The organism is Arthrobacter sp. Soil764 (assembly GCF_001428075.1).
Taxonomy (GTDB): Bacteria; Actinomycetota; Actinomycetes; order Actinomycetales; family Micrococcaceae; genus Arthrobacter.
This window is the reverse complement of record NZ_LMSI01000007.1, coordinates 12,340-35,408: the sequence shown is the minus strand read 5'-3', so window position 1 is coordinate 35,408 and position 23,069 is coordinate 12,340. Positions and strand designations below refer to the sequence as shown.

Genomic DNA, 23,069 nt, shown 5'->3' with positions numbered 1-23,069 from the left:
CGAGATGATTGCATTTACTGCGGCGGAAATCGCCGAAATCACCAGCGGGCGCCTGGACGCCAATCCCGGAATTACGCCCCTCTCGGTGGTGACGGATTCACGCGAAGCCACGCCCGGCTCGCTTTACGTCGCAAAGCCGGGCGAGCACGCCGACGGCCACGACTTCATCGACGCCGCCTTTGCCTCCGGAGCTGTCCTGGCCCTCGTCGAGCGCACGGTCGAAGCTCCGGGGGGCACCGCCTACCCGTCCATCGTGGTCGCCGACGCCGTCCTGGCAATGGGTGCCCTGGCTGCCGAAGCAGTCCGCCGCATCCGTGCCGCCCGTGCAGCAGCGGGGGAGCAGCTGACCGTCGTGGGCATCACCGGTTCGGCCGGCAAGACCACCACCAAGGACCTGTTGGCCGGGATCATGGCCACGCAAGGCAACACCGTCGCGCCCCAGGGCTCCTACAACGGTGAGGTGGGCGTTCCGCTGACCGTCTTCCGGGCTGACGCCGACACCCGCTACCTGGTCATCGAGATGGGGGCCACGGGTATCGGCCACATCCGCTACCTTGCGGAGATGGTCAAGCCGGACATCGGGGTGGTCCTGGCAGTGGGCACTGCACATGCCGGCGAGTTCGGAGGGGTGGAGAACATTGCGCTGGCCAAGGGCGAGATGGTTGAAGGCCTTTCCGGCGCCGGCACCGCCGTCATCAATCTCGACGACGAACGCGTCGCCGCCATGCGCAGCCGTACCTCGGCCAACGTCCTCGGCTTTTCCGCCGACGGACGCCAGGACGCGCAGATCCGGGCGCTCAATGCGGACACCAATGCCGCGGGCAGCCCCGAATTCGACCTGCAGCTGCCCAACGGCGATGCACCCCTCCACGTAAGCAGCCGGCTGATCGGGGCCCACCACACGGGAAACCTGCTGGCGGCCGCGGCAGCCGCATGGGCTGCCGGAGTTCCGGGAGAGCACATTGCTGCCTCGCTCAGCAGCCAGGCAGCCGCAAGCCGCTGGCGGATGGAACGCACCGAGCGGCCTGACGGCGTGACCATCATCAATGATGCCTACAATGCCAACCCCGAATCGATGCGCGCCGCGCTCCGAACGCTGGCAGACCTCGGCCGGGGCCGCCGCACCTGGGCCGTCCTGGGAGCCATGCTGGAACTGGGGGACGACTCCATCCGGGAGCACACCGCCGTGGGTACCCAGGTGGTGCGCCTCAACATCTCCCGGCTGCTGGTGGTGGGCCGGGAAGCGCGTGCCCTTTACGTCTCCGCGGTACAGGAAGGGTCTTGGGGCGACGAATGCCTCTTTGCCGAAACTGTGGATGAGGCCCACGAAATCCTCGACGCAGAACTCCAACCCGGCGACCTGGTGCTGTTCAAGTCCTCCAACAGTGTGGGGCTGCGTCATTTGGGCGATCGGATAGCATTACCCCCAACCCCGACCCCTGCCGACGAAAGGAGCACTCTGCTGTGATTGCTCTGCTGATCGGCGCAGGCCTGGCCCTGCTGTTTGCCCTGGTGGGCACGCCCCTCTTCATCCGCCTGCTGGTGCACCGCGGCTATGGCCAATTCATCCGTGACGACGGCCCCACGTCGCACCACACCAAGCGTGGAACACCCACCATGGGCGGAACTGTCGTTGTGGCCGCCGTCCTGCTGAGCTACGGACTCACGCACCTCATCATGCTGATGATGAACCCTGGTTCCCCCGGGCCTTCAGCCTCAGCACTTATCCTGCTGTTCCTCATGGTGGGCATGGGCCTGGTGGGCTTCCTGGACGACTTCATCAAAATCTCGCGCCAGCGAAGCCTGGGCCTCAATGCCAAGGCGAAGCTCATCCTCCAGGCGGCCGTGGGCATCATCTTCGCCGTCCTGGCGTTGAACTTTCCCAACAGCGCAGGCCTGACCCCGGCGTCAACCAAGATCTCCCTGGTCCGCGACCTGCCGTGGCTCGACCTCGCCTTTGGCGGCACCGTCCTCGGCGCAATCCTGTTCGTCATTTGGTCCAACCTGATCGTCACCGCCGCCACCAACGGCGTGAACCTTACGGACGGCCTTGACGGCTTGGCCGCCGGTGCATCCATCATGGTATTCGGCGCATATACGCTCATGGGCATATGGCAGAACAACCAGGCCTGCGGCTCGCCCAGGGAAGCCGGCAGCGGCTGCTACCTGGTCCGCGACCCCCTGGACCTCGCTCTGCTCGCGGCAATCCTTAGTGCTGCCCTGGTGGGTTTCCTCTGGTGGAACACCTCGCCGGCCAAGATCTTCATGGGCGACACCGGATCATTGGCCATTGGCGGTGCGGTGGCTGGTTTCGCCATCCTCTCCCGGACCGAGCTTCTGCTGGGCATCGTGGGCGGCCTCTTCGTGCTGATTACCCTGTCCGTCATCATCCAGGTGGGCTACTTCAAGGCCACTGGCGGAAAGCGCGTCTTCAAGATGGCGCCGCTGCAGCACCACTTCGAGCTGAAGGGGTGGGCCGAAGTGACCGTCGTTGTCCGGTTCTGGATCCTGGGCGGACTCTTCGTCGCCGCGGGCCTGGGCATTTTCTACGCTGAATGGGTTGTACTGCTGTGACCGTTTCCCCCCGCCTGGCAAACCTTGTCTCCTGGGACTCCGACTGGGCCGGCCTGCGCGTGGTCGTGACCGGTATCGGCGTGTCCGGCTTCGCCGCCGCAGACACCCTGATTGAACTCGGTGCACGCGTGGTGGTGGTGGACGCCGCCACCAGCGAAACAGCGCGTGCGCATGCCGATACCCTCAAGATCGTGGGCGCCGCCGATGTGCTGCTGGGACCGGACGCGGTCACCCACATACCGCGCGTCGACGGCGAACTTCCGGAACTGATCGTGACATCGCCCGGATGGCGGCCGGACCAGGCCCTCCTGGCTGCAGCGGCCCGGGCACACATCTCCGTCTGGGGCGACGTCGAACTGGCATGGCGCGTGCGGACCCGGGAGGGACGGAAAACGGCCGACTGGCTGGCAATCACCGGCACGAACGGCAAAACGACAACCGTTGGACTCACCGAATCGATGCTGCGTGCCGCCGGGCTCAAGGCAATCGCGGTCGGAAACGTCGGCACCCCCATCCTGGATGCCCTGCGCGACCCGGTAGAGTACGACGTCTTCGCCGTTGAGCTCTCCAGCTTCCAGTTGCACTGGGCGGAATCCGTGTCCCCGGTAGCCAGTGTCTGCCTCAACGTGGCCGAAGACCACGTGGACTGGCACGGTTCCTACGACTCGTACCTTGCGGACAAGGCCAAGGTCTACGAGCGGACCCGGAAAGCCTGCATCTACAACGCGGAGCAGGTGGAAACCGAGCGCATGGTGGAGAACGCGGATGTGGTGGAAGGCTGCCGCGCTGTCGGCTTCACCACAGTCACCCCCGCGGTCAGCATGCTCGGAGTCGTGGAAGGCCTCCTGGTGGACCGGGCGTTCATCGAGGAGCGCCGGAACAGCGCCGCCGAACTTGCCTCGATGGCCGACCTTGGTCCGCTGGCCCCACGGCACATGGTGGCCAACGCCCTCGCCGCCGCCGGCCTGGTGCGCGCCTACGGCGTGGATGCCAAGGCGGTCCGCCAAGGCATCCTGGACTACGTCCCGGGCGACCACCGCATCCAGCCCGTGGCCCGCATGGATGGGGTCCTCTGGGTCAACGACTCCAAGGCCACCAACCCGCATGCGGCGTCTGCTTCCCTGTCGGCCTTCACCAACGTGGTCTGGATTGCCGGCGGCCTCTCGAAGGGCGTCAGCTACGACGACCTGGTGAGGGACCACGCGGCGCGGCTCAAGGCCGTGGTACTGATCGGAACAGACACCTCACCGCTCCGGGAGGCCCTCCGGCGACACGCGCCCGATGTCCCGGTGATCGAACCGGGGGCAGGCGACACTGAAGGAGTGCAGACTGCTTCGGCGCCCGGTGGCACTCCTGCCGGTTCACCCGGCAACGGAGAACAGGTGATGTCCCGGGCCGTTGCGTCAGCAGCACAGCTTGCTGAACCCGGCGACACCGTGCTGATGGCTCCCGCAGCTGCTTCCATGGATCAGTTCTCTTCCTACGCTCACCGTGGCGGTACTTTCATCGACGCTGTCCGCGAGCTGGTGGAAGGGCAGGCCCAGACCGGCGAGGAGTAACAATGGTCAGCACGCCCACCCGGCCCAAGGGTGGCAAGCCCCAGGGTGTCAAAAGCCAGGGTGGCAAGCCCCGCCCCGGCTCCACGGCCACCCGGCAGCCTGCTTCGGCGGGCCTAAAGCTGCGGACCATCTACCGCCGGTTCTGGTCCGCGCTGGAGGGAACAGGCACGTCCCGGAACGGCTCCACGTACTACCTCATCCTCGGTGCCACACTCGCATTGACGGCCATCGGGATCATGATGGTCCTCTCTGCCTCCAGCGTTGAATCCATCGCTGCCGGAAAGTCCCCCTATGGTGATGCCTTGAAGCAGGGTGTCTTCGCCGCAATCGGGATCTTCACCATGTTCGTGCTCTCGCGGATCAATGTGGTGTGGCTGAAGCGGCTCGCATGGCCCGCCGTCGGCGCCGCCGTGCTGCTCCTGGGCCTGGTGCAGGTGGTTGGCGACGAAGTCAACGGCAACAAGAACTGGATCGACCTCGGCGGCATCACCTTCCAGCCTTCCGAGGCCGCCAAGCTGGCCCTCGCCCTGTGGCTGGCCACGGTGCTCGCCCGGAAGGGCAAACTGCTCAGCCGGTGGCAGCACGTGCTGGTCCCCGCAGTGCCCATGGCGGCCATCGTCATCGTGCTGATCCTGGTGGGCAACGACCTCGGAACGGCCATGATCATTATGATGATCGTCGCAGCGGCGCTGTTCTTCGCGGGTGTTCCGCTCTACCTCTTCGGCATCGCCGGCATCATCGCCGCTGCCGGCACCGCCGTCATGGCCGTCACCAGCTCCAACCGCATGTGCCGCATCACCTCGTGGTGGACCGGCCAGTCCTGCGCAGACGGCATCGACGCCAACTACCAGGCCACCAACGGAATGTACGGCCTTGCCTCCGGCGGCTGGCTGGGCGTGGGCCTGGGGCAGAGCCGGCAAAAGTACAGCTGGATCCCCGAAGCCCACAACGACTTTATCTTCGCCATCATTGGCGAGGAACTCGGCTTGGTGGGAACCGTCGTCGTCCTGATCCTGTTCGCCATCCTGGGCGCTGCCATCTACCGCGTGGTGGTGGCGCAGGAGGACATGTTCCACAGGGTCCTGGCCGGCAGCATCATGGTCTGGCTCCTGGGCCAGGCCACCGTGAACATGTCCGTTGTCACGGGTTTGATGCCGGTCATCGGCGTGCCGCTGCCGTTCATTTCCTACGGCGGTTCGGCCCTGCTGATGTCACTGTGCGCCGTGGGGGTGGTCCTCTCGTTGGCGCGGGAGCAGATGGCCCCGGCTATTCGGCCCAAGCGGATGCTGAAGTTCAAGGCCCGGCCGGGGCGGGACAAGAACAAACCAAAGACATCCAGAAAGCGTGCCTAACTCCAGATGACTCCGACACAACCCTCCATCGTCCTGGCCGGCGGCGGAACAGCGGGCCATATCAGCCCAATGCTCGCCATCGCCGCTGCCCTGAGGAGCGAAGCCCCCGACGCATCCATCCTGGCGGTTGGAACGCCCTCGGGGATGGAAACCCGGCTGGTTCCCGCCGCCGGCGTCCAGTTGGCCACGATTGACCGGGTGCCCCTGCCGCGCAAGCCGTCTGCGGACCTGCTGCGCCTGCCTGCCAGGCTGGCCGGGGCGGTCCGCCAGGCCGGTGCCATCCTGGACCAGGCCCGGGCCGATGTGCTGGTGGGAGTGGGCGGATACGTTTGCACGCCCATGTACCTGGCGGCACGGAAGCGCGGCATCCCCATGGTCATCCATGAAGCCAACGCCCGTCCCGGGCTGGCCAACCGGGTGGGGGCCTTCCTCAACGGCCGGGTTGCCGTGGCCTTCGAGGGCACCCCGCTGCGCAATGCCGTTCATGTGGGAATGCCCATGAGGAAGGAAATTTCCGGCCTGGACCGGAAGACCGCACGCAGCGCCGCGCGGGAGGCCCTTGGGCTCGATCCCCACCAGCCAACCCTGATCGTCACCGGCGGTTCCTCCGGCGCCCAGAGCATCAACCGGACCATCGCCGCCGCTGCCGGCCGCCTTGCCGATGCCGGTATCCAGACCCTCCACATCACCGGCCGCGGCAAGACAGTCCTGGACCAGGCCGGCCAGCCCCTCGCGGCAAAGGGCTACCGGCAGGTGGAGTACATCGACGGCATGGAGCTTTCCTATGCCGCTGCGGACCTGCTTCTGGCACGGTCGGGCGCGGCCACGGTGTGCGAGGTGGCCGCCGTCGGCGTCCCGGCGGTCCTGGTGCCACTGCCCATCGGCAACGGGGAACAGGCACTGAACGCAGCCGGCCTGGTGGCCGCAGGCGGAGCGCTGCTGGTGGCTGACCGCGACTTCACGGCGGAATGGGTTGACCGCGAATTGATTCCCCTGATCACCGACAAGGCACGGCTTGCCGCCATGGAAGCCAAGTCCTACCGGCTCGGAATCCGAAATGCCGACCAGCGCATGGCTGGTCTTGTCCTGGAAGCGGTATCTGCATGAGCCCCGACAACACTCCCAGCCTGGAATCCCTTGGAAAGGTGCACTTCGTCGGCATCGGGGGAGTAGGCATGTCCGCCGTGGCCCGCATCATGGTGGCCCGCGGAGTCCCGGTCAGCGGATCCGACGCCAAGGACCTGCCCGTTATGACGGACCTTGCCGCGGCGGGGGCACGCATTGCCGTCGGCTACTCCGCGGGCAACCTGGCGGACGCGCAGACTGTGGTTGCAGGCTCAGCCATCCGGGAGGACAACCCCGAACTGGCGGCGGCACGCGCGGCTGGGCTGCCTGTGCTGCACCGGTCCCAGGCCCTGGCAGCCACCATGGGCGGGGACACGGTGGTGACGGTTGCCGGAACGCACGGCAAATCCACCACCACATCGATGGTTACCGTGCTGCTCCGCGCGGCGGGCCTGGATCCGTCCTTTGCCGTCGGCGCCAACATTCCCGCGCTGGGCGTGAACGCCGCGCATGGGACGTCCGGCGTCTTCGTTGCGGAGGCTGACGAATCCGACGGGTCCTTCCTGAATTACCGGCCCCGCATCGCCGTCGTCACCAATGTGGAGCCTGACCACCTCGACTACTACGGCACCGCTGAAGCCGTCTACGAGTCCTTCGACCGCTTCACTGCACTGCTGCCCGCGGACGGCCTCCTGGTGGCCTGCGGTGACGACGCCGGCGCGCTGGCTTTGGCGGAACGGACCAGGGCGCGGGGCAACACGCGGGTGGTCCTGTACGGCACCAGTGACGCGGCGGACATCAGGCTTGACGACGACGGCAGGGGACAGGTTGCCATATCGGCAGATGGCGCCCGGTTCCCTTTGTCGCTGCAGGTGCCCGGACGGCACAACGCCCTCAACGCGGCGGCCGCCTTTGCCGTGGCCCTCGAGCTCGGTGTGGACGCGGCTGCCGCTGCCGCCGGGCTGGCCCATTTCTCCGGCGCCTCCCGCCGCTTTGAACTGAAAGGCGGGGCAAGGGGGGTGCGCGTGTTCGACGACTACGCCCACCACCCCACGGAAGTCCGCGCCGCCCTCACCGCTGCCCGGTCGGTGGCAGGCGGCCACAAGGTCCATGTCCTGTTCCAGCCGCACCTGTTTTCCCGTACCCGCGAATTCGCTGCGCAGTTCGCGGATGCCCTCAACCTGGCCGATACCGCCCTGGTCCTGGACATCTACCCCGCCAGGGAGGACCCGATCCCGGGCGTCACGAGCCAGCTCATCGCCGACCACCTGAAGGAAGGCGGACGGCTCGTCTCCGCCGACGACGCAGTCGGCACCCTGGCCGAAGCAGCCGCGGACGGGGACGTTGTCCTCACGGTGGGCGCCGGTGACGTCACAGCCTACGGTCCCAAAATCGTGGAGGCACTGCGTGCCTAGCTCCCGCCGCCCCACCTATGCCCCGGCCAAGCGGACCAAGCGCCCTGACGCCCCGTCCGGGAACGGCACGGACGCAGCGGCACAATCGTCCGGCATGCCCGGGGGCGCAGGCAATGACGTGATCACGGCATCCCGCAGCATCCCTGACCAGGCGTCCCCGCAGCAGCTGAAGGAGCCCAAGGCCGCCGGGGCAACGGTCCTGGCGTTCCCGGAACCCAAGGGCCGGCGCCGCAGGAAGAAAGTCCTGCTCGCCGTGGGAACTGTGCTGGTCCTGGTGGCCGGGCTGCTGGCGGCCGCCGTCTACTCCCCAATGCTTGCCATGCGGACCATTTCGGTGACAGGCACGCGGCTTGTCACGCCGGCCCAGGTTCAGGCTGCGTTGGAGCCCCTGCGGGGCAAGCCATTGCCGCAGATCAGCGACGACGACGTCCGCGGGCTCCTGGGCTCCCTGATCCAGGTCAAGTCCGTTTCCGTGGAGGCCCGGCCGCCGTCCACCCTCGCCGTCGCGGTGCATGAGCGTGTGCCGGTGGCGCTGGTCAAGCAGGGGGAGCAGTACCAGCTGGTGGACGTCGACGGCATCCAGCTGGCAACCACTGATGATCCGGCGTCGGCCTCGCTGCCGGTCATCGACGGCGGTGCCGGCGCGATCGGACAGGATCTCTTCCGTGCCACCGCCGCAGTCCTCGGGGCGCTGCCGGCCGACGTGCTGGCAAAGCTGTCCAACGCGTCCGCGCAGTCCGTGGACGCCGTGGAACTCAAGCTGGTGGACGGCCAAACCATCGTGTGGGGCAACGCCTCCGAGAAGGAACTCAAGGCCAAGGTCCTGGCCGCGCTCCTCAAGGCTCCGGCCGATCCCAAGAACCCGGTCAGGGTCTACGATGTCAGCGTTCCACGGCACCCGGTGACGCGCTGAGCGCTTTCTTTTCCGGTATTAATCCGACACGCGGACCCGGTTATTGAATGTCGGAACCAGAGGAAATACCGTCACAGACAAGAGTTACTTGACATAACTATAACCTTCAACTCGAAGGTTAAGGTTTCAGCCTTCAAGCTCTCCATCAGTTTTCGCAATAAGACACGAACAAGGGACACGTAACGTGGCAGCTCCGCAGAATTACTTGGCCGTCATCAAAGTCGTCGGCATCGGCGGCGGTGGCGTGAACGCAGTCAACCGCATGATCGAGGTCGGCCTCAGGGGTGTTGAGTTCATCGCCATCAACACCGACGCCCAGGCCCTGCTCATGAGTGACGCCGACGTGAAGCTCGACGTCGGACGGGAGCTGACCCGGGGCCTGGGCGCCGGCGCCAACCCGGAGGTGGGCAAGCAGGCCGCCGAGGACCATGCCGACGAGATCGAGGAAGTCCTGCGCGGCGCCGACATGGTCTTCGTCACCGCCGGCGAAGGCGGCGGCACCGGCACCGGCGGCGCGCCCGTCGTCGCCCGCATTGCCCGCTCGCTCGGCGCCCTGACCATCGGCGTGGTCACCCGTCCGTTCACGTTCGAGGGCCGCCGGCGTGCCGGTTCCGCAGAGGCCGGCATTGACGCCCTGCGTGACGAGGTGGACACCCTGATCGTCATCCCCAACGACCGTTTGCTGTCCATCAGCGACCGCAACGTGTCCGTTCTTGACGCCTTCCGCTCCGCGGACCAGGTCCTGCTGTCCGGTGTCCAGGGCATCACCGACCTCATCACCACGCCCGGCCTGATCAACCTTGACTTCGCGGACGTCAAGTCCGTCATGCAGGGCGCCGGCTCGGCCCTGATGGGCATCGGTTCCGCCCGGGGTGAAGACCGCGCCGTCAAGGCGGCCGAACTGGCCATCGCATCGCCGTTGCTGGAAGCATCCATCGACGGCGCCCACGGCGTGCTGCTGTCCATCCAGGGCGGCTCGGACCTGGGCCTGTTCGAGATCAACGAGGCGGCGCGGCTGGTCCAGGAAGTGGCCCACCCCGAGGCGAACATCATCTTCGGTGCCGTCATCGACGATGCCCTGGGTGATGAAGCGCGTGTCACGGTCATCGCGGCCGGGTTCGACGACGTCAAGGCCACCTCGCCCTCCATGGACCAGTCCCAGCCGCAGGCCGCCCCGCAGCGGCCCGCTGCCCCCGCTGCCGCCCCCGCCTCTGCCCACCCGCAGAACGGAAACCACCAGGGCAACGGCAACCACCAGCAGAACGTCCAGCCGATCCATGCCGGCGTCGGTGCCGCGGGCCTCAGCAACTGGGGACAGCAGCGCCCGTCGGCCGTCCCCGCCGACTCAGGCTTCGACGTCGACCTTCCCTCCGTCGTGGAGCCGGACCTGACCGGCACCCACCCGGATGACCTGGATGTCCCCGACTTCCTGAAGTAGGCAGCGGTTTGTTCCATTGGCGCGCCGACATCCTGCCCGGGGTGTCGGCCGCGTTCACTGATGTGGATGCGGGAAATCTTGCCCTGCATGTAGGGGATGATCCAGGCGAGGTCCGGCAGCGCCGTGCCCGGCTGGAGGAGTATATGGGCGTGCGTCCGCAATCGCTCCGCTTCATGAACCAGGTCCACGGGACGACCGTGGCAGTAGTGGGTGCGGATGTGCCTTCACCTGAGGCCGACGCCATGGTGTCCCGCGGACTTCCCCTGGCCGTCATGGTGGCGGACTGCATTCCGGTGTTGCTCGCGGGGGAGACACCAGGCGGGCCAGTGTTTGCCGCAGTGCATGCAGGCCGTCCCGGCATCGCGAACGGTATCATCCCGGCCGCCGTGGAGAACATGTTGTCCCTTGGAGCCTCACGGATCCGGGCCTGGATGGGCCCATCGATCTGCGGGTCCTGCTATGAAGTTCCTTCGGCACTGCAGGATGAGGTGGCCGCTTTGGTCCCTGCCACCCGCAGCACCACCTCATGGGGAACACCCGCACTGGACCTTCCCGCCGGTGCGCGGAGCCAGCTGGAGACGGCCGGCGTGGGCGTGGAATACGCCGGTGGCTGCACCCTCGAGACGGACACCCTCTACTCGTACCGCCGCGACCGGAATACCGGCCGTTTCGCCGGACTGATCTGGTGCCATGACTGAGCCGGCAAGCACAGGGCAGGGCGGGGCAGATGATCCCCGCAGCGCGGAACTTTCCGAACGGCTTGCCGCCGTGCGGAAGCGGATCGCAGCGGCCGCCGGGGACGCGGGGCGCGGGGACCGGCTTCCGACCCTGATCGTGGTCACCAAGTTCCACCCGGCGGACGATATCCGTCGCCTGGCCGCCCTTGGAGTTACGGATGTTGGCGAGAACCGGGACCAGGAGGCCGCTGCCAAGGCCCTCGAGCTGGCAGATCTGACCTTGACCTGGCATTTCGTAGGCCAGCTGCAGACTAAGAAGGCCAAATCCGTGGCGCGCTACGCCTCCGCGGTCCATTCCGTGGACCGGCCGCAGCTCGTGGACGCACTGGCCAAGGCGGTTGCCCATGAGATGGAGGCCAGCGGGAGGGCGGCGCTGGACTGCTTTATCCAGGTCAGCCTTGAGGGCGACGGCGGCACGCACCGCGGCGGTGCAGACCCCGCCGATGTGCCGCTCCTGGCAGAGCGGATTGCCGCGGCGGAGGGCCTGAACCTGGCCGGCGTGATGGCAGTGGCGCCCCTGGGTGCGCCACCGGAGCCGGCGTTCGAACAGCTCGCCGGGATTTCCGCCCGGCTGGCGGCGGCCTACCCCGCGGCGACAGGCATCTCGGCAGGCATGAGCCAGGACCTTGAGGCCGCCATCAAGTTCGGAGCGACACACCTGCGAATCGGTTCGGATATTCTCGGTTCCCGTCCCGCGGTGGGGTAGCGTCGGTCCTATTGGAAGTGATGGGCGGGGGACTCCAGTGCTGTCAAATCATTGGGCGGCCCGCTTACGGGACACGATTAGGAGTCGACCATGGCCGGCGCTCTGCGCAAGACAATGATCTATCTTGGGCTCGCCGACGGCGATGAGCATTACGAGTCCGAGCAACAGACCACACGTAAGGATGAGGACGAACCGATGGAAGTTGACCGCGAGGAACGCCGCGCTCCGGCGCCGGTCCGCGAAGTCAGCCGCGAGGCGTCCTACGCCCCTGAAGAGGAATACCGCGCCCCTGTGACCCCCATTAAACGCGCGGCGTCGAGCCGCGAAGAGAACACCGGACTTCGCCAGATCACCACCATCCACCCGCGTTCCTACAACGATGCCAAGCTCATCGGTGAGAGTTTCCGGGATGGCATTCCGGTGATCATGAACGTCACGGACATGGGCGAATCCGATGCCAAGCGGCTGGTGGATTTCTCCGCCGGCCTTGTGTTCGGCCTCCGGGGAAGCATCGAGCGGGTGACCAACAAGGTGTTCCTGCTCTCCCCGTCCTACGTCGAAGTGATCGGTGACGACAAAAAGGCCAGCGACACGCAGGCCAGTTTCTTCAACCAAAGCTGAGCACCAAAAGCCGCATCCGGATGCCAGGCAGGGACACCTGTCTGGCATCTGTGCTGAAATAGACAAGACAACAGCAGGACAACAGCGGCCTCCGCTATGGCAGCGCCGCACGAATATGGAGATATGAAATAAGTCATGGGAATTGTTTTCGGACTTCTCTATCTCGCCCTGCTGCTGTTCTTCGTCGCCCTCATCATCCGCCTGGTGTTCGACTGGGTACAGATGTTCGCAAGGGAATGGCGGCCACGGGGCGCGGCCCTGGTTGTGGCGCACGCCGTGTACTCCATCACCGATCCGCCCCTCAAGGGCCTGCGGCGCATGATTCCGCCGCTCCGGCTTGGCGGCATTTCCCTGGACCTGGGTTTCCTGATCCTGTTCATCGGCGTCAGCATCGCGATGAATGTCACCAGGGGACTTGCCTGATCCACGCACCGGACCGGCAATGCAGTGTGTTCCCCCGCGGAACGGCTAGTGTAAAGCGAAGAAACCTCGCGTTTGACACCGCAGTGTTGAATTAGAGTAAGCAGACCAAATTTAGGTACCGTAGTTTTGACGGCCGGAAGGCCTACTGACTAACCAGACCAGTGAGGTGACCAGATGGCTTTGACGCCAGAAGACGTTGTCAACAAGCGCTTTCAGCCCACCAAGTTCCGCGAGGGCTATGACCAGGACGAGGTTGATGACTTCCTGGACGAAATCGTCGTTGAACTCCGCCGCCTGAACCAGGAAAACGACGAGCTCCGCAAGAAGCTCGCTGAAGCAGGTTCGAGCGTTCCGGCAAGCTCAGCTGCCGCTCCCGTGGTGGAGAAGGTCCCCGCGCCGGTCAAGGCCGACAAGGACGAGGCCCGCGAGAAGGCTGAGGCCGAGGCCAAGGCTGCCGAGGCCAACAAGAAGAAGGACGTCCAGCCGGCTGCCCCGGCTGCCGCCGCACCGGCCGCGCCCGCAGCTGTCGCCACTCCTTCCGCTGAATCCGCCGCCGGCCTGCTGGCCATGGCCCAGCAGATGCACGACCGCCACGTCGCCGACGGCCAGGCGCAGAAGGACAAGATCATCGCCGAAGCGCAGATCGAAGCCAGCAGCCTCGTCAACGACGCCCAGGAGAAGTCCCGCAAGATCCTCGGTGCCCTGGAGCAGCAGCGCTCCGTCCTGGAACGCAAGGTGGAACAGCTCCGCGGCTTCGAACGCGACTACCGTTCACGCCTGAAGGCCTACATCGAAGGCCAGCTCCGCGACCTGGATGCCCGTGGCTCCGTGGCTACCCCGGAAGTCAGCGAAGCCAACTAAGCCTGGCAGCACGTATTCTGAAAGCCGGTGGCTGAGGATTCCTCGGCCACCGGCTTTTGGCATTGACACCAGCTCCACGAATTGAAAGCACCATGACTGACGAACTTGCTGCGGATGCGGCACGCCCTGTCCCACCCTCACCGCGCCCGCGCCGGGCGGTGCTGCTCTCCCTGTTCGCCGGGTTCGCGGTGTTCGCCTACGTCCTGGACCAGCTGACCAAACTCTGGGTCACTTCCACCATGGTGGAGGGGGAGCGGATCCCCGTCCTGCCGCCCCTCCTGCACTGGTACTTCATCCGTAATTCCGGTGCTGCGTTCTCGATCGGTGAGAACGTCACGTGGGTGTTCTCCATCATCATGGCCGCCGTGGCCATCGCAATTCTTTTCCAGGTGCGCAGGCTGGGTTCGGCCTGGTGGTCCCTCGCCCTGGGCCTGCTGCTGGGCGGCGCCCTTGGCAACCTCACCGACCGGCTCTTCCGTGAGCCGTCCTTCGGCATGGGCCACGTGGTGGACTTCATCCAGCTGCCCAATTTCGCCATCTTCAACATCGCCGACTCCGCTGTCGTGTCCGCCGTCGCCATCATCTGCATCCTGACCATCCGAGGAATAGCCCTGGACGGAACGCGGCTGGGGAACGCACCCCAGGAAAAGCCCGCCCATGACTGAGCGCATTATCGTGGCCGAAGAGTACGGCGGGACGCGGGCGGACGCCGGTCTGGCCGGCCTTCTGGGGGTGTCCCGCTCCGTGGCCGCATCCCTGCTGGCGGAAGGCCACGTGCTGAACCGGGGCAAAGCATTGGGCAAGTCGGCAAAACTCGTGGCCGGGGACGTCCTGGACGTCTCTGTCCCGGAACGGCGGGACCCGCTGGAAGTCGTGGAGGAGATTGTGGAAGGCTTGAACATCCTGCTGGACGACGACGATTTCGTCGTTGTCGACAAACCTGTGGGCGTGGCAGCCCACCCGTCGCCCGGCTGGGTGGGACCCACTGTGGTGGGCGGCCTGGCCGCCGCTGGTTACCGCATCTCCACCTCAGGTGCCCCGGAGCGGGCAGGCATAGTCCACCGGCTCGACGTCGGCACTTCCGGCGTGATGGTCGTCGCCAAGTCCGAGCCGGCCTACACAGCCCTTAAGCGGGCTTTCAAGGAGCGCACGGTGGACAAGGTCTACCACGCTGTGGTGCAGGGCCTTCCCGATCCCCTGACCGGAACCATCGATGCCCCTATTGGACGCCACCCTGGACACGACTGGCGATTTGCCGTCATCGAGGACGGCCGCCCCTCGGTGACCCATTACGAAGTCCTGGAGGCCTTCGGCAAGGCCAGCCTGGTGGAGGTCCACCTGGAGACCGGACGCACCCACCAGATCCGGGTGCACTTCTCCGCGCTCCGGCACCCCTGCGCCGGCGACCTGACCTACGGCGCCGACCCCCGCCTTGCCGCCACCCTGGGCCTTACCCGGCAGTGGCTGCATGCCCGCGAACTGGCCTTTGACCACCCGGTGACGGGGGAGCGTGTCACGGTCTCCAGCGACTACCCCCAGGACCTGGCCTACGCCCTGGAAGTACTGGAATCGGGACAGGCCTGACACGGACCGCCTGGCGGGGCTGCAACTCGGCAGAGCTTAGAATGGTCCGGTGAGTTCCAGCAATGATTCGTTTGTCCACCTGCACACCCACACCGAATATTCCATGCTGGATGGGGCGGCCCGCCTGGGGGAGCTGTTCGACGAAACCGAGCGTTTGGGCATGCCTGCCCTCGCCACGACGGACCACGGCTACCTGTTCGGGGCCTTCGATTTTTGGCGGAAAGCCACGGACAAGGGCATCAAGCCGATCATCGGCGTCGAGGCATATGTAACTCCCGGCACCGCACGCACGGACAAGGAACGCGTCCGCTGGGGCGATGAATCCCAGCGCAAGGATGATGTCTCCGGCGGTGGTTCCTACACCCACATGACGCTCCTGAGCTACAACAACGTGGGCATGCGGAACCTCTTCCGGGCCTCGTCCATCGCGTCCCTCGATTCGGTGTTCGGCAAGTGGCCCCGGCTGGACCGTGAACTGCTCAACACCTACTCCGAAGGGCTCATTGCCACCACCGGCTGCCCCTCCGGGGAAGTCCAGACCCGGCTGCGGCTGGGCCAGTACCGCGAAGCCCTTGAAGCGGCGGCCGAATTCCGGGACATCTTCGGCGCGGAAAACTACTTCTGCGAACTGATGGACCATGGGCTGGACATTGAGCGGCGGGTCACCGGGGACCTGCTGCGGCTTGCCAAGGACCTGAACCTGCCGCTGGTTGCCACCAACGACCTCCACTACACCCACGAGCACGACGCCAAGGCGCATGAGGCCCTGCTGGCCATCCAGTCCGGCTCCACGCTGCTGGAACCCACATACGACAACGGCGGATCGCGGTTCGCGTTCTCCGGCAGCGGCTACTACCTCAAATCGCCGCAGGAAATGCGTGAACTCTTCCGCGACCACCCGGAGGCGTGCGACAACACCCTGCTCATCGCCGAGCGCTGCGAGGTGTCCTTCAACACGGATGCCAACTACATGCCGCGGTTCCCCTGCCCGCCCGGTGAGGACGAGACCTCCTGGCTGGTCAAGGAAGTGGACAAGGGCCTGAAGTACCGTTACCCGGCCGGCATCCCGGACGAGGTCCGCAAGCAGGCCGACTACGAGCTCGGCGTCATCACCTCCATGGGCTTCCCGGGCTACTTCCTGGTGGTTGCCGACTTCATCAACTGGGCCAAGAACAACGGCATCCGCGTGGGCCCGGGGCGTGGCTCGGGTGCAGGCTCCATGGTGGCCTACGCCATGCGCATCACCGACCTCGACCCCCTCCGCCACGGGCTGATCTTCGAACGGTTCCTCAACCCGGACCGCGTATCCATGCCCGACTTCGACGTCGACTTCGATGACCGGCGCCGTTCCGAAGTCATCGACTATGTGACCCGGAAGTACGGCGACGAGCGCGTGGCCATGATCGTCACGTACGGCACCATCAAGACCAAGCAGGCCCTGAAGGATTCTTCCCGCGTCCTCGGCTACCCCTTCAGCATGGGCGAACAGCTGACCAAGGCCCTGCCGCCGGCCGTGATGGCCAAGGACATCCCGCTGGCGGACATCCAGAACCCGGAAGCCAAGCGCTACGGCGAGGCAGGGGACTTCCGGCAGCTGATCGCTACCGACCCCGAAGCTGCCAAGGTCTTCGAGACCGCCTTGGGCATCGAAGGCCTGAAGCGCCAGTGGGGCGTGCACGCCGCCGGCGTGATCATGTCCTCGGACCCCATCATCGACGTCATCCCCATCATGCGCCGGTTCCAGGACGGCCAGGTGATCACCCAGTTCGATTACCCCACGTCCGAGGGCCTTGGCCTGATCAAGATGGACTTCCTGGGCCTGCGGAACCTGACGATCATTTCCGATGCCCTTGAGAACATCAAGATGAACCGCGGCATCGACCTGGACCTGGAAAACCTTGAGCTGGACGACGCACCGTCCTACGAACTCCTGGCCCGCGGTGACACCCTGGGTGTCTTCCAGCTCGACGGCGGACCCATGCGTTCGCTGCTGAAGCTCATGAAGCCTGACAACTTCGAAGACATCTCCGCCGTGCTGGCGCTGTACCGTCCGGGCCCCATGGGCGCCAACGCCCACACCGACTACGCGCTGCGCAAGAACGGGATCCAGGAAGTGATCCCGATCCATCCGGAACTGGAGGAACCCCTCAAGGAGATCCTCGGCGGAACCTATGGCCTGATCGTGTACCAGGAGCAGGTCATGGCCGTGGCGCAGAAGCTGGCCGGCTACTCGCTGGGCCAGGCAGATATCCTCCGCCGCGCCATGGGCAAGAAGAAGAAGTCCGAGCTGGACAAGCAGTTCGCGGGCTTCTCCCAGGGCATGCAGGACAACGGCTACTCAATGGAGGCCGTCAAGACCCTCTGGGACATCCTGCTGCCCTTCTCCGACTACGCCTTCAACAAGGCCCACTCGGCCGCGTACGGCGTCATCTCCTACTGGACCGCCTATCTCAAGGCGCACTACGCGCCGGAGTACATGGCGGCGCTGCTGACCTCAGTGGGTGATGACAAGGACAAGTCCGCCATCTACCTCAACGAGTGCCGCCGCATGGGCATCACGGTGCTTCCGCCGGACGTCAATGAATCCGCCTTGAACTTCACCCCGGTAGGGAACGACATCCGCTTCGGCATGGGTGCCATCCGCAACGTGGGCGTCAACGCCGTCGAGGCCATGGTGGCTGCCCGCGAAAGCGAGGGTGCCTTCACCTCGTTCAAGGACTACCTGATGAAGGTCCCGGCCGTGGTCTGCAACAAGCGGACCATCGAATCCCTCATCAAGTCCGGCGCGTTCGACTCGCTGGGCCACCACCGCCGCGCCCTGGCAATGATCCATGAAGAGGCCATCGACTCCGTCATCACCCTCAAACGCAACGAGGCCATTGGCCAGTTCGACCTCTTCGCCGGCTTCGAGGACGCCGGTGCGGAGTCCTCTTCGTTGAGCATCGAGATTCCGGACCTTCCCGAGTGGGAGAAGAAGGACAAGCTTTCCTTCGAACGGGACATGCTGGGCCTCTACGTGTCGGACCACCCGCTGCAGGGCCTGGAGGGCCTCCTGGCCCAGCATGCCGAGATGAGCATCACCACCATCCTGGGCGAGGACGGTCCCCAGGACGGCGCCATCATCACCATTGCCGGGATGATCACGTCGCTGAGCCGGCGCATTGCCAAAGCCAGCGGCAACGCTTATGCCCGGGCGGAGGTAGAGGACCTGGGCGGTTCGATCGAGGTCATGTTCTTCGGGCAGGTTTACGGGCCGATCGCATCGGTCCTTGCCGAGGACCTGATCGTGGTGGTCAAGGGCCGCCTGCAGAAGCGCGACGACGGCGCCATCACCCTGAACTGCATGGAGCTGTCCGTCCCGGACCTCAGCGAAGGGTTGAACGGACCCCTGGTAATCACCATGCCCACCCACAAGGCCACCGAGGCCGTGGTCACTGAGCTGGGCGACGTGCTGCGCACCCACCGGGGCAATTCCGAAGTGCGGCTGCACCTGCAGGGCGATACCCGCACGGAGATCATGGGCCTGCCGGTCCACCTCCGCGTGAACCCCAGCCCGTCGCTGTTCGGCGACCTGAAGGTCCTGCTGGGCCCTGCCTGCCTCGACGCCTGAAAGACCGGACGCCTGACAAAGAAGCGGCCGACGGCGGGAAGCAGTTCCCGCCGTCGGCCGCTTCTTTTGTGCCGGGCTGGTTTACCCGCGGCTAGATCTCGTAGTCCAGCGGCACGGGCTGCCCGTACGCGCCGCCGTGGTACAGCAGGGGCGATCCCTCGCCGCCCACCTGGCCGTCCACCACCTGGACCACCACCACCGCGTTGTTCTCGAAGGAGAGCCGCATCTGGATCTCGCCGATCAGCCAGCCCGCCACGTCCTTCAGGATGGGAACCCCGTGTGGCCCGATCTCCCAGTGGTTGCCTTCGAAGCGGTTGCCCGGGCGGGCAAAGCGGGCAGCGAGTTCCTGGTTCTCCAGCCCCAGCATGTGGACACCCAGGTACTGGGTGTTGGCCACGGCCGGCCAGGACCTGGAACTACGTGCCATGTTGAACGTGAACCGGGGCGGCTTGGCGGACAGCGACGCCACCGAGGTGGCGGTAAAGCCATAGGGCTCGTCCTGGTAGTTCACGGTAATGATGGCCACGCCCGCGGCGTGGCGGCGGAACATCTCCCTGAACGTCTGCTCGAACGGCTCGCTGTTGTCGGTCACCGGAACTCCTGCACTAAGTGGTGTAACTCTTTCTCCAAGCGTATTGGCCAGCGGTCGCGGCCGGAAAACAGGCAGCGGCAACACCCCGGCCGGAGGCCCTGCCAGGAACCTTTGTTAAGGTGTGTTGCATGACAACTTCCGCCCGCCCTGCCCGGCGGCTGCCCTGGTCACTGCTGCTGGTCCCCGCGGCTTCGGGGATTCCGGCAGGCCTCCTCTGGTGGCTCCTGGCGCCGGGCGGATTGAACCTGATGACGCGGGATCCAGCCCTGGCATCAGGCACTGTTCCACTGGTGTGGCTGCCGCGGGACCTCACCCTCGCCGGGATCCTGGTGCTGGCCGGCTGCCTGCTGGCCGTGTTCCTGGCCGACGGCAAGCGCCGGGACCCGCAGGCAGCCGTGCTGACGGGCCTTGCCGGGGCGCTGGCCGGCAGCGTCCTGGCCTGGGGGACAGGGATCCTGGCAGCCCGGCTGTTTGGTCCTGCTGTCGACGCCTCAGCCAACCCCGGCATCGCCTTTTCCCTCCGCGCCTGGCCGGTGCTGCTGCTGTGGCCTGCCGCCACGGCCGTATCGGTCTTCGTGCTGGAACTGGTGGGAGCGGCGGGCAGGAAGCCGCAGCCGGAGGCGGCGGAACGGGCAGGCGGGAACAGCCCAGTAAAATAGTCCCGTGACCACTTTCCCGGAGTTTCCCGCCCCTGCTGCAGCCGCCGTCGATTTCCGTACCGTCGACCTTCGTGGCCGCAACCTGACGCTTGCCGCCCTGCGCGCCGCCGTGCCCCGCGCCCAGGGCCAGACAGTGGCGGATGCGGAGGAAAAGGTCCTGGAGATCATCTCCTCCGTCCGGCAGCGCGGCTTCGCGGCCCTGGCCGAGCTGGCGGAACGGTTCGACGGCGTAGCGCAGGACCACCCGCTGGTCCCCGGGGATGCGATCGACGCAGCGCTGGACCAGTTGGACCCGGCGGTGCGGGCCGCCCTGGAGGAATCCATCAGCAGGGCGCGGAAATTCGCTGACGCCCAGCGCCCCCGCAACGTGGACGTCGAACTGGGCGATGGCGCGGTGGTCAGCCAGAACTGGGTGCCCGTGGCCCGCGTGGGGCTGTATGTTCCCGGCGGCCTTGCCGTCTACCCGTCATCGGTGATCATGAACGTTGTGCCCGCGCTGGCGGCAGGCGTGGAGTCCATAGCCTTGGCCTCGCCGCCGCAGAAGGAGTTCGGCGGGCTGCCGCACCCCACCATCCTCGCGGCAGCAGCGCTGCTGGGCATCACCGAGGTCTATGCCATCGGCGGCGCCCAGGCCATCGCCGCCTTCGCCTACGGCGTCGAAGCCTCACCTGCCGGGCCTGCCCTGGAGCCCGTGGATGTGGTGACCGGGCCCGGGAACATCTTCGTCGCCACGGCCAAGCGGCTTGTCAAGGGCGTTGTGGGAATCGACTCCGAGGCGGGCACCACGGAGATTGCCATCCTGGCCGATGACTCCGCGCAGCCGGCACTGGTTGCCGCCGACCTGCTCAGCCAGGCCGAGCACGACCCCAAGGCCGCCTCGGTCCTGATCACGGATTCGGAAGAGCTGGCCGCGGCCGTGCGCGCCGAACTCGAACTGCAGGCCGCCGCCACCAAGCACTCCGCCAGGGTAAAGGAGGCGCTCTCCGGCCCGCAGTCCGGCGTCGTGCTGGTGGACAGCCTGGAGCAGGGGATCGCCGCCTGCGACGCCTACGCGGCCGAGCACCTGGAAATCATGACCCGGGATGCTGCAGCGGTGGCTTCGCGGATCCGGAATGCGGGCGCCATCTTCGTTGGCGACTACAGCCCCGTGAGCCTGGGCGACTACTGCGCCGGCTCCAACCACGTGCTGCCCACCAGCGGCACTGCTGCTTTTTCGTCAGGGCTGAACGTCACCACTTTCCTGCGCGCCATCCAGGTGGTCAACTACAGCCGTGACGCCCTCGCAGCGGTCAGCGGACACATCGTGAGCCTGTCCCGGGCTGAGGACCTTCCGGCCCACGGTGACGCCGTCTCGGTCCGCTTCCCCGGCTGAGGTTGTACCACTACATCTAGTAATTACAGGATTGTTATTACCCCAGATGTGCCCGTAAACTGGGAAGCGCCACAGCATTGCCCCCCGGCGGTGCTGCTGGCTTCCAACGACGTTGCACACCACAAGCGAAAAGGGGGAACGCCATGTACTGCCCGTTCTGCCGCAACCCCGATTCCCGCGTGGTGGACAGCCGCATGGCGGATGACGGTTCAGCCATCCGCCGGCGCCGGCAGTGCCCTGAATGCGGCCGCCGGTTCACTACGGTGGAAACCACCAGCCTCTCCGTGATCAAGCGGTCCGGCGTGGGTGAGCCCTTCAGCCGCAGCAAGGTCATCAATGGAGTGCGCAAGGCCTGCCAGGGCCGGCCGGTGAGCGAGGACGACCTCGCCATGCTGGCCCAGGAAGTTGAAGAACAGATCCGGGCCTCGGGAGCCGCCGAAATCGATGCCCACGAGGTGGGCCTGGTGATCCTCGGACCGCTTCAGAAACTCGACAAGGTGGCATACCTCCGCTTTGCCAGCGTGTACCAGGCGTTCGAGTCCCTTGAGGATTTTGAAACCGCCATCGCCCTGCTCCGCCACGAGGCCGAGGAAGACGCCAAGGGCGCGGCCACCAGCGCCAAGAGCTCCGAGAAGAGCCCCCTCTAGACTCCGGTGGCGGCAGCGGAGGGGAAGCCGCGGCCGCCACCGGCACCACTGCCTACTTGGCCAGCTTGTGCTTCAGGGCGATTTCCAGCGCGGCGCCCACAATCCCTGCCTCATTGCGCAGGACGGCCGGGACAATCGGGGTGCGCAGCTTGAGGTTGGGCAGGTACTCGTCCGCCCGCTTGGAGATCCCGCCGCCCACGATGAACAGTTCCGGCGAGAACAGAAACTCCACGTGGGAGAAGTAGCGCTGCAGCAGCACGCTGTACTCGTCCCAGGACAGCCCGTCCCGCTCCCGTGCTACCGCCGATGCCTTCGATTCGGCATCGAAACCGTCAATCTCCAGGTGGCCCAGTTCAGCATTGGGAACCAGCTTGCCGTCGAAAATGAAGGCGGAACCGATGCCAGTGCCGAGGGTGATGACCAGGACGGTCCCGGAGACGCCGGCGCCGGCACCGTAGCGGGCCTCGGCAAGGCCGGCCGCGTCGGCGTCGTTGATGACCTCCACGGGGCGGCCCAGTTTTGCGGTGAGGAGGGCGTCGATGTCCGTGTCCAGCCAGGTCTTGTCCACGTTGGCGGCCGAGTGGACCACGCCGTGCTGGATGATCCCCGGGAACGTCACGCCCACGGGGGAGCCGGCTTCCGGTGCCTCGGGGCGTGCCGAAAGCTCGGCCACCACCAGGGCCACGGCCTCGGCGACGGCCTCAGGGGTGGCAGGCTGGGGGGTGGGCACGCGGAAGCGGTCACCCAGCAGCTTGCCCTTCTTCAGGTCGACAATGCCGCCCTTGATCCCCGTACCACCGATGTCGATGCCGATCAGCGGTGCGTTCTTGTGCGGTTTTTCGTCCTTCTTGGCCAATGGGATTCCGTTCGTGACAGGGGTGGGCAGGAAAAGGGGCCGCTTTCGGCGGCCAGTAACAGGTGTCCGGTCTGCACCGGCAGCA

21 protein-coding genes are annotated in these 23,069 nt (G+C 66.2%); 19 read left to right on the top strand and 2 right to left on the bottom strand.

Features of this window, described 5'->3' with window-relative positions; all coding sequences use genetic code 11:
- Window positions 1–4 precede the first annotated feature (4 nt).
- The 16 genes from ASG86_RS06325 to dnaE all read left to right on the top strand — a co-directional run bounded on the left by ASG86_RS06325 (window position 5) and on the right by dnaE (window position 18,858).
- Entirely contained in the window at window positions 5–1,468 is a 1,464-nt protein-coding gene (locus ASG86_RS06325) for a UDP-N-acetylmuramoyl-tripeptide--D-alanyl-D-alanine ligase (RefSeq protein WP_056331689.1), read from the top strand.
- Window positions 1,465–2,574 carry a phospho-N-acetylmuramoyl-pentapeptide-transferase gene (gene mraY / locus ASG86_RS06320; RefSeq protein WP_056331687.1) on the top strand — a complete coding sequence of 370 codons (1,110 nt, stop codon included), beginning with the start codon at window positions 1,465–1,467 and terminating at the stop codon, window positions 2,572–2,574. Before ASG86_RS06325 ends, mraY begins: the two co-directional genes overlap by 4 nt.
- Window positions 2,556–4,133, top strand: a complete 1,578-nt coding sequence (gene murD / locus ASG86_RS06315) for a UDP-N-acetylmuramoyl-L-alanine--D-glutamate ligase (protein WP_056331686.1) — start codon at window positions 2,556–2,558, stop codon at window positions 4,131–4,133. Before mraY ends, murD begins: the two co-directional genes overlap by 19 nt.
- A gap of 2 nt (window positions 4,134–4,135) precedes the next feature.
- Entirely contained in the window at window positions 4,136–5,485 is a 1,350-nt protein-coding gene (gene ftsW, locus ASG86_RS06310; RefSeq protein WP_056331684.1) for a putative lipid II flippase FtsW, read from the top strand.
- A 6-nt stretch (window positions 5,486–5,491) separates the two neighbouring features.
- Entirely contained in the window at window positions 5,492–6,592 is a 1,101-nt protein-coding gene (murG, locus tag ASG86_RS06305) for an undecaprenyldiphospho-muramoylpentapeptide beta-N-acetylglucosaminyltransferase (RefSeq protein ID WP_056331682.1), read from the top strand.
- Window positions 6,589–7,965, top strand: coding sequence for a UDP-N-acetylmuramate--L-alanine ligase (gene murC, locus ASG86_RS06300; protein WP_056331681.1), 1,377 nt, complete (start codon window positions 6,589–6,591; stop codon window positions 7,963–7,965). Before murG ends, murC begins: the two co-directional genes overlap by 4 nt.
- Window positions 7,958–8,878 carry a cell division protein FtsQ/DivIB gene (locus ASG86_RS06295; protein WP_056331679.1) on the top strand — a complete coding sequence of 307 codons (921 nt, stop codon included), beginning with the start codon at window positions 7,958–7,960 and terminating at the stop codon, window positions 8,876–8,878. Before murC ends, ASG86_RS06295 begins: the two co-directional genes overlap by 8 nt.
- A gap of 184 nt (window positions 8,879–9,062) precedes the next feature.
- Window positions 9,063–10,316: a cell division protein FtsZ gene (gene ftsZ, locus ASG86_RS06290; protein ID WP_056331677.1), complete on the top strand. Its 1,254-nt coding sequence runs from the start codon at window positions 9,063–9,065 to the stop codon at window positions 10,314–10,316.
- Between the two features lie 8 nt (window positions 10,317–10,324).
- Window positions 10,325–11,014: a polyphenol oxidase family protein gene (locus ASG86_RS06285; RefSeq protein WP_056331675.1), complete on the top strand. Its 690-nt coding sequence runs from the start codon at window positions 10,325–10,327 to the stop codon at window positions 11,012–11,014.
- Window positions 11,007–11,759, top strand: coding sequence for a YggS family pyridoxal phosphate-dependent enzyme (locus ASG86_RS06280; RefSeq protein WP_056331673.1), 753 nt, complete (start codon window positions 11,007–11,009; stop codon window positions 11,757–11,759). The genes ASG86_RS06285 and ASG86_RS06280 overlap by 8 nt, the downstream gene beginning before the upstream one ends.
- A gap of 90 nt (window positions 11,760–11,849) precedes the next feature.
- On the top strand, window positions 11,850–12,380 hold the full coding sequence (locus tag ASG86_RS06275; RefSeq protein WP_056331670.1) for a cell division protein SepF: 531 nt from the start codon (window positions 11,850–11,852) through the stop codon (window positions 12,378–12,380).
- Window positions 12,381–12,515: 135 nt separating this feature from the next.
- On the top strand, window positions 12,516–12,803 hold the full coding sequence (locus ASG86_RS06270; RefSeq protein WP_056331668.1) for a YggT family protein: 288 nt from the start codon (window positions 12,516–12,518) through the stop codon (window positions 12,801–12,803).
- A 174-nt stretch (window positions 12,804–12,977) separates the two neighbouring features.
- Window positions 12,978–13,664, top strand: a complete 687-nt coding sequence (locus ASG86_RS06265; RefSeq protein ID WP_056331667.1) for a DivIVA domain-containing protein — start codon at window positions 12,978–12,980, stop codon at window positions 13,662–13,664.
- 92 nt (window positions 13,665–13,756) lie between these two features.
- Window positions 13,757–14,329, top strand: coding sequence for a signal peptidase II (lspA, locus tag ASG86_RS06260; RefSeq protein WP_056331666.1), 573 nt, complete (start codon window positions 13,757–13,759; stop codon window positions 14,327–14,329).
- Entirely contained in the window at window positions 14,322–15,248 is a 927-nt protein-coding gene (locus ASG86_RS06255) for an RluA family pseudouridine synthase (RefSeq protein WP_056331664.1), read from the top strand. The genes lspA and ASG86_RS06255 overlap by 8 nt, the downstream gene beginning before the upstream one ends.
- Window positions 15,249–15,297: 49 nt before the next feature.
- Window positions 15,298–18,858 (top strand): DNA polymerase III subunit alpha, encoded by a 3,561-nt coding sequence (dnaE, locus tag ASG86_RS06250; protein WP_056331662.1) that lies wholly within the window; start codon window positions 15,298–15,300, stop codon window positions 18,856–18,858.
- Window positions 18,859–18,949: 91 nt separating this feature from the next.
- On the opposite strand, the gene ASG86_RS06245 is transcribed toward dnaE, so the two are convergent.
- Window positions 18,950–19,450, bottom strand: a complete 501-nt coding sequence (locus ASG86_RS06245) for a flavin reductase family protein (RefSeq protein ID WP_056331660.1) — start codon at window positions 19,448–19,450, stop codon at window positions 18,950–18,952.
- A gap of 128 nt (window positions 19,451–19,578) precedes the next feature.
- Between ASG86_RS06245 and ASG86_RS06240 the strand changes: the two genes are divergently transcribed.
- The 3 genes from ASG86_RS06240 (at window position 19,579) to nrdR (ending at window position 22,128) form a co-directional block, all read left to right on the top strand.
- On the top strand, window positions 19,579–20,109 hold the full coding sequence (locus tag ASG86_RS06240) for a hypothetical protein (RefSeq protein ID WP_056331659.1): 531 nt from the start codon (window positions 19,579–19,581) through the stop codon (window positions 20,107–20,109).
- Window positions 20,110–20,113: 4 nt separating this feature from the next.
- The gene (gene hisD / locus ASG86_RS06235; protein ID WP_056331658.1) at window positions 20,114–21,481 is read left to right on the top strand and encodes a histidinol dehydrogenase; all 1,368 of its coding nucleotides are present in this window, start codon (window positions 20,114–20,116) and stop codon (window positions 21,479–21,481) included.
- A gap of 143 nt (window positions 21,482–21,624) precedes the next feature.
- The gene (nrdR, locus tag ASG86_RS06230; protein ID WP_056331656.1) at window positions 21,625–22,128 is read left to right on the top strand and encodes a transcriptional regulator NrdR; all 504 of its coding nucleotides are present in this window, start codon (window positions 21,625–21,627) and stop codon (window positions 22,126–22,128) included.
- Between the two features lie 52 nt (window positions 22,129–22,180).
- Here nrdR and ppgK read toward each other — a convergent pair whose 3' ends face one another.
- A complete protein-coding gene (gene ppgK / locus ASG86_RS06225; RefSeq protein ID WP_056331654.1) occupies window positions 22,181–22,984 on the bottom strand; it encodes a polyphosphate--glucose phosphotransferase in 804 nt (267 codons plus the stop codon).
- Window positions 22,985–23,069 lie beyond the last annotated feature (85 nt).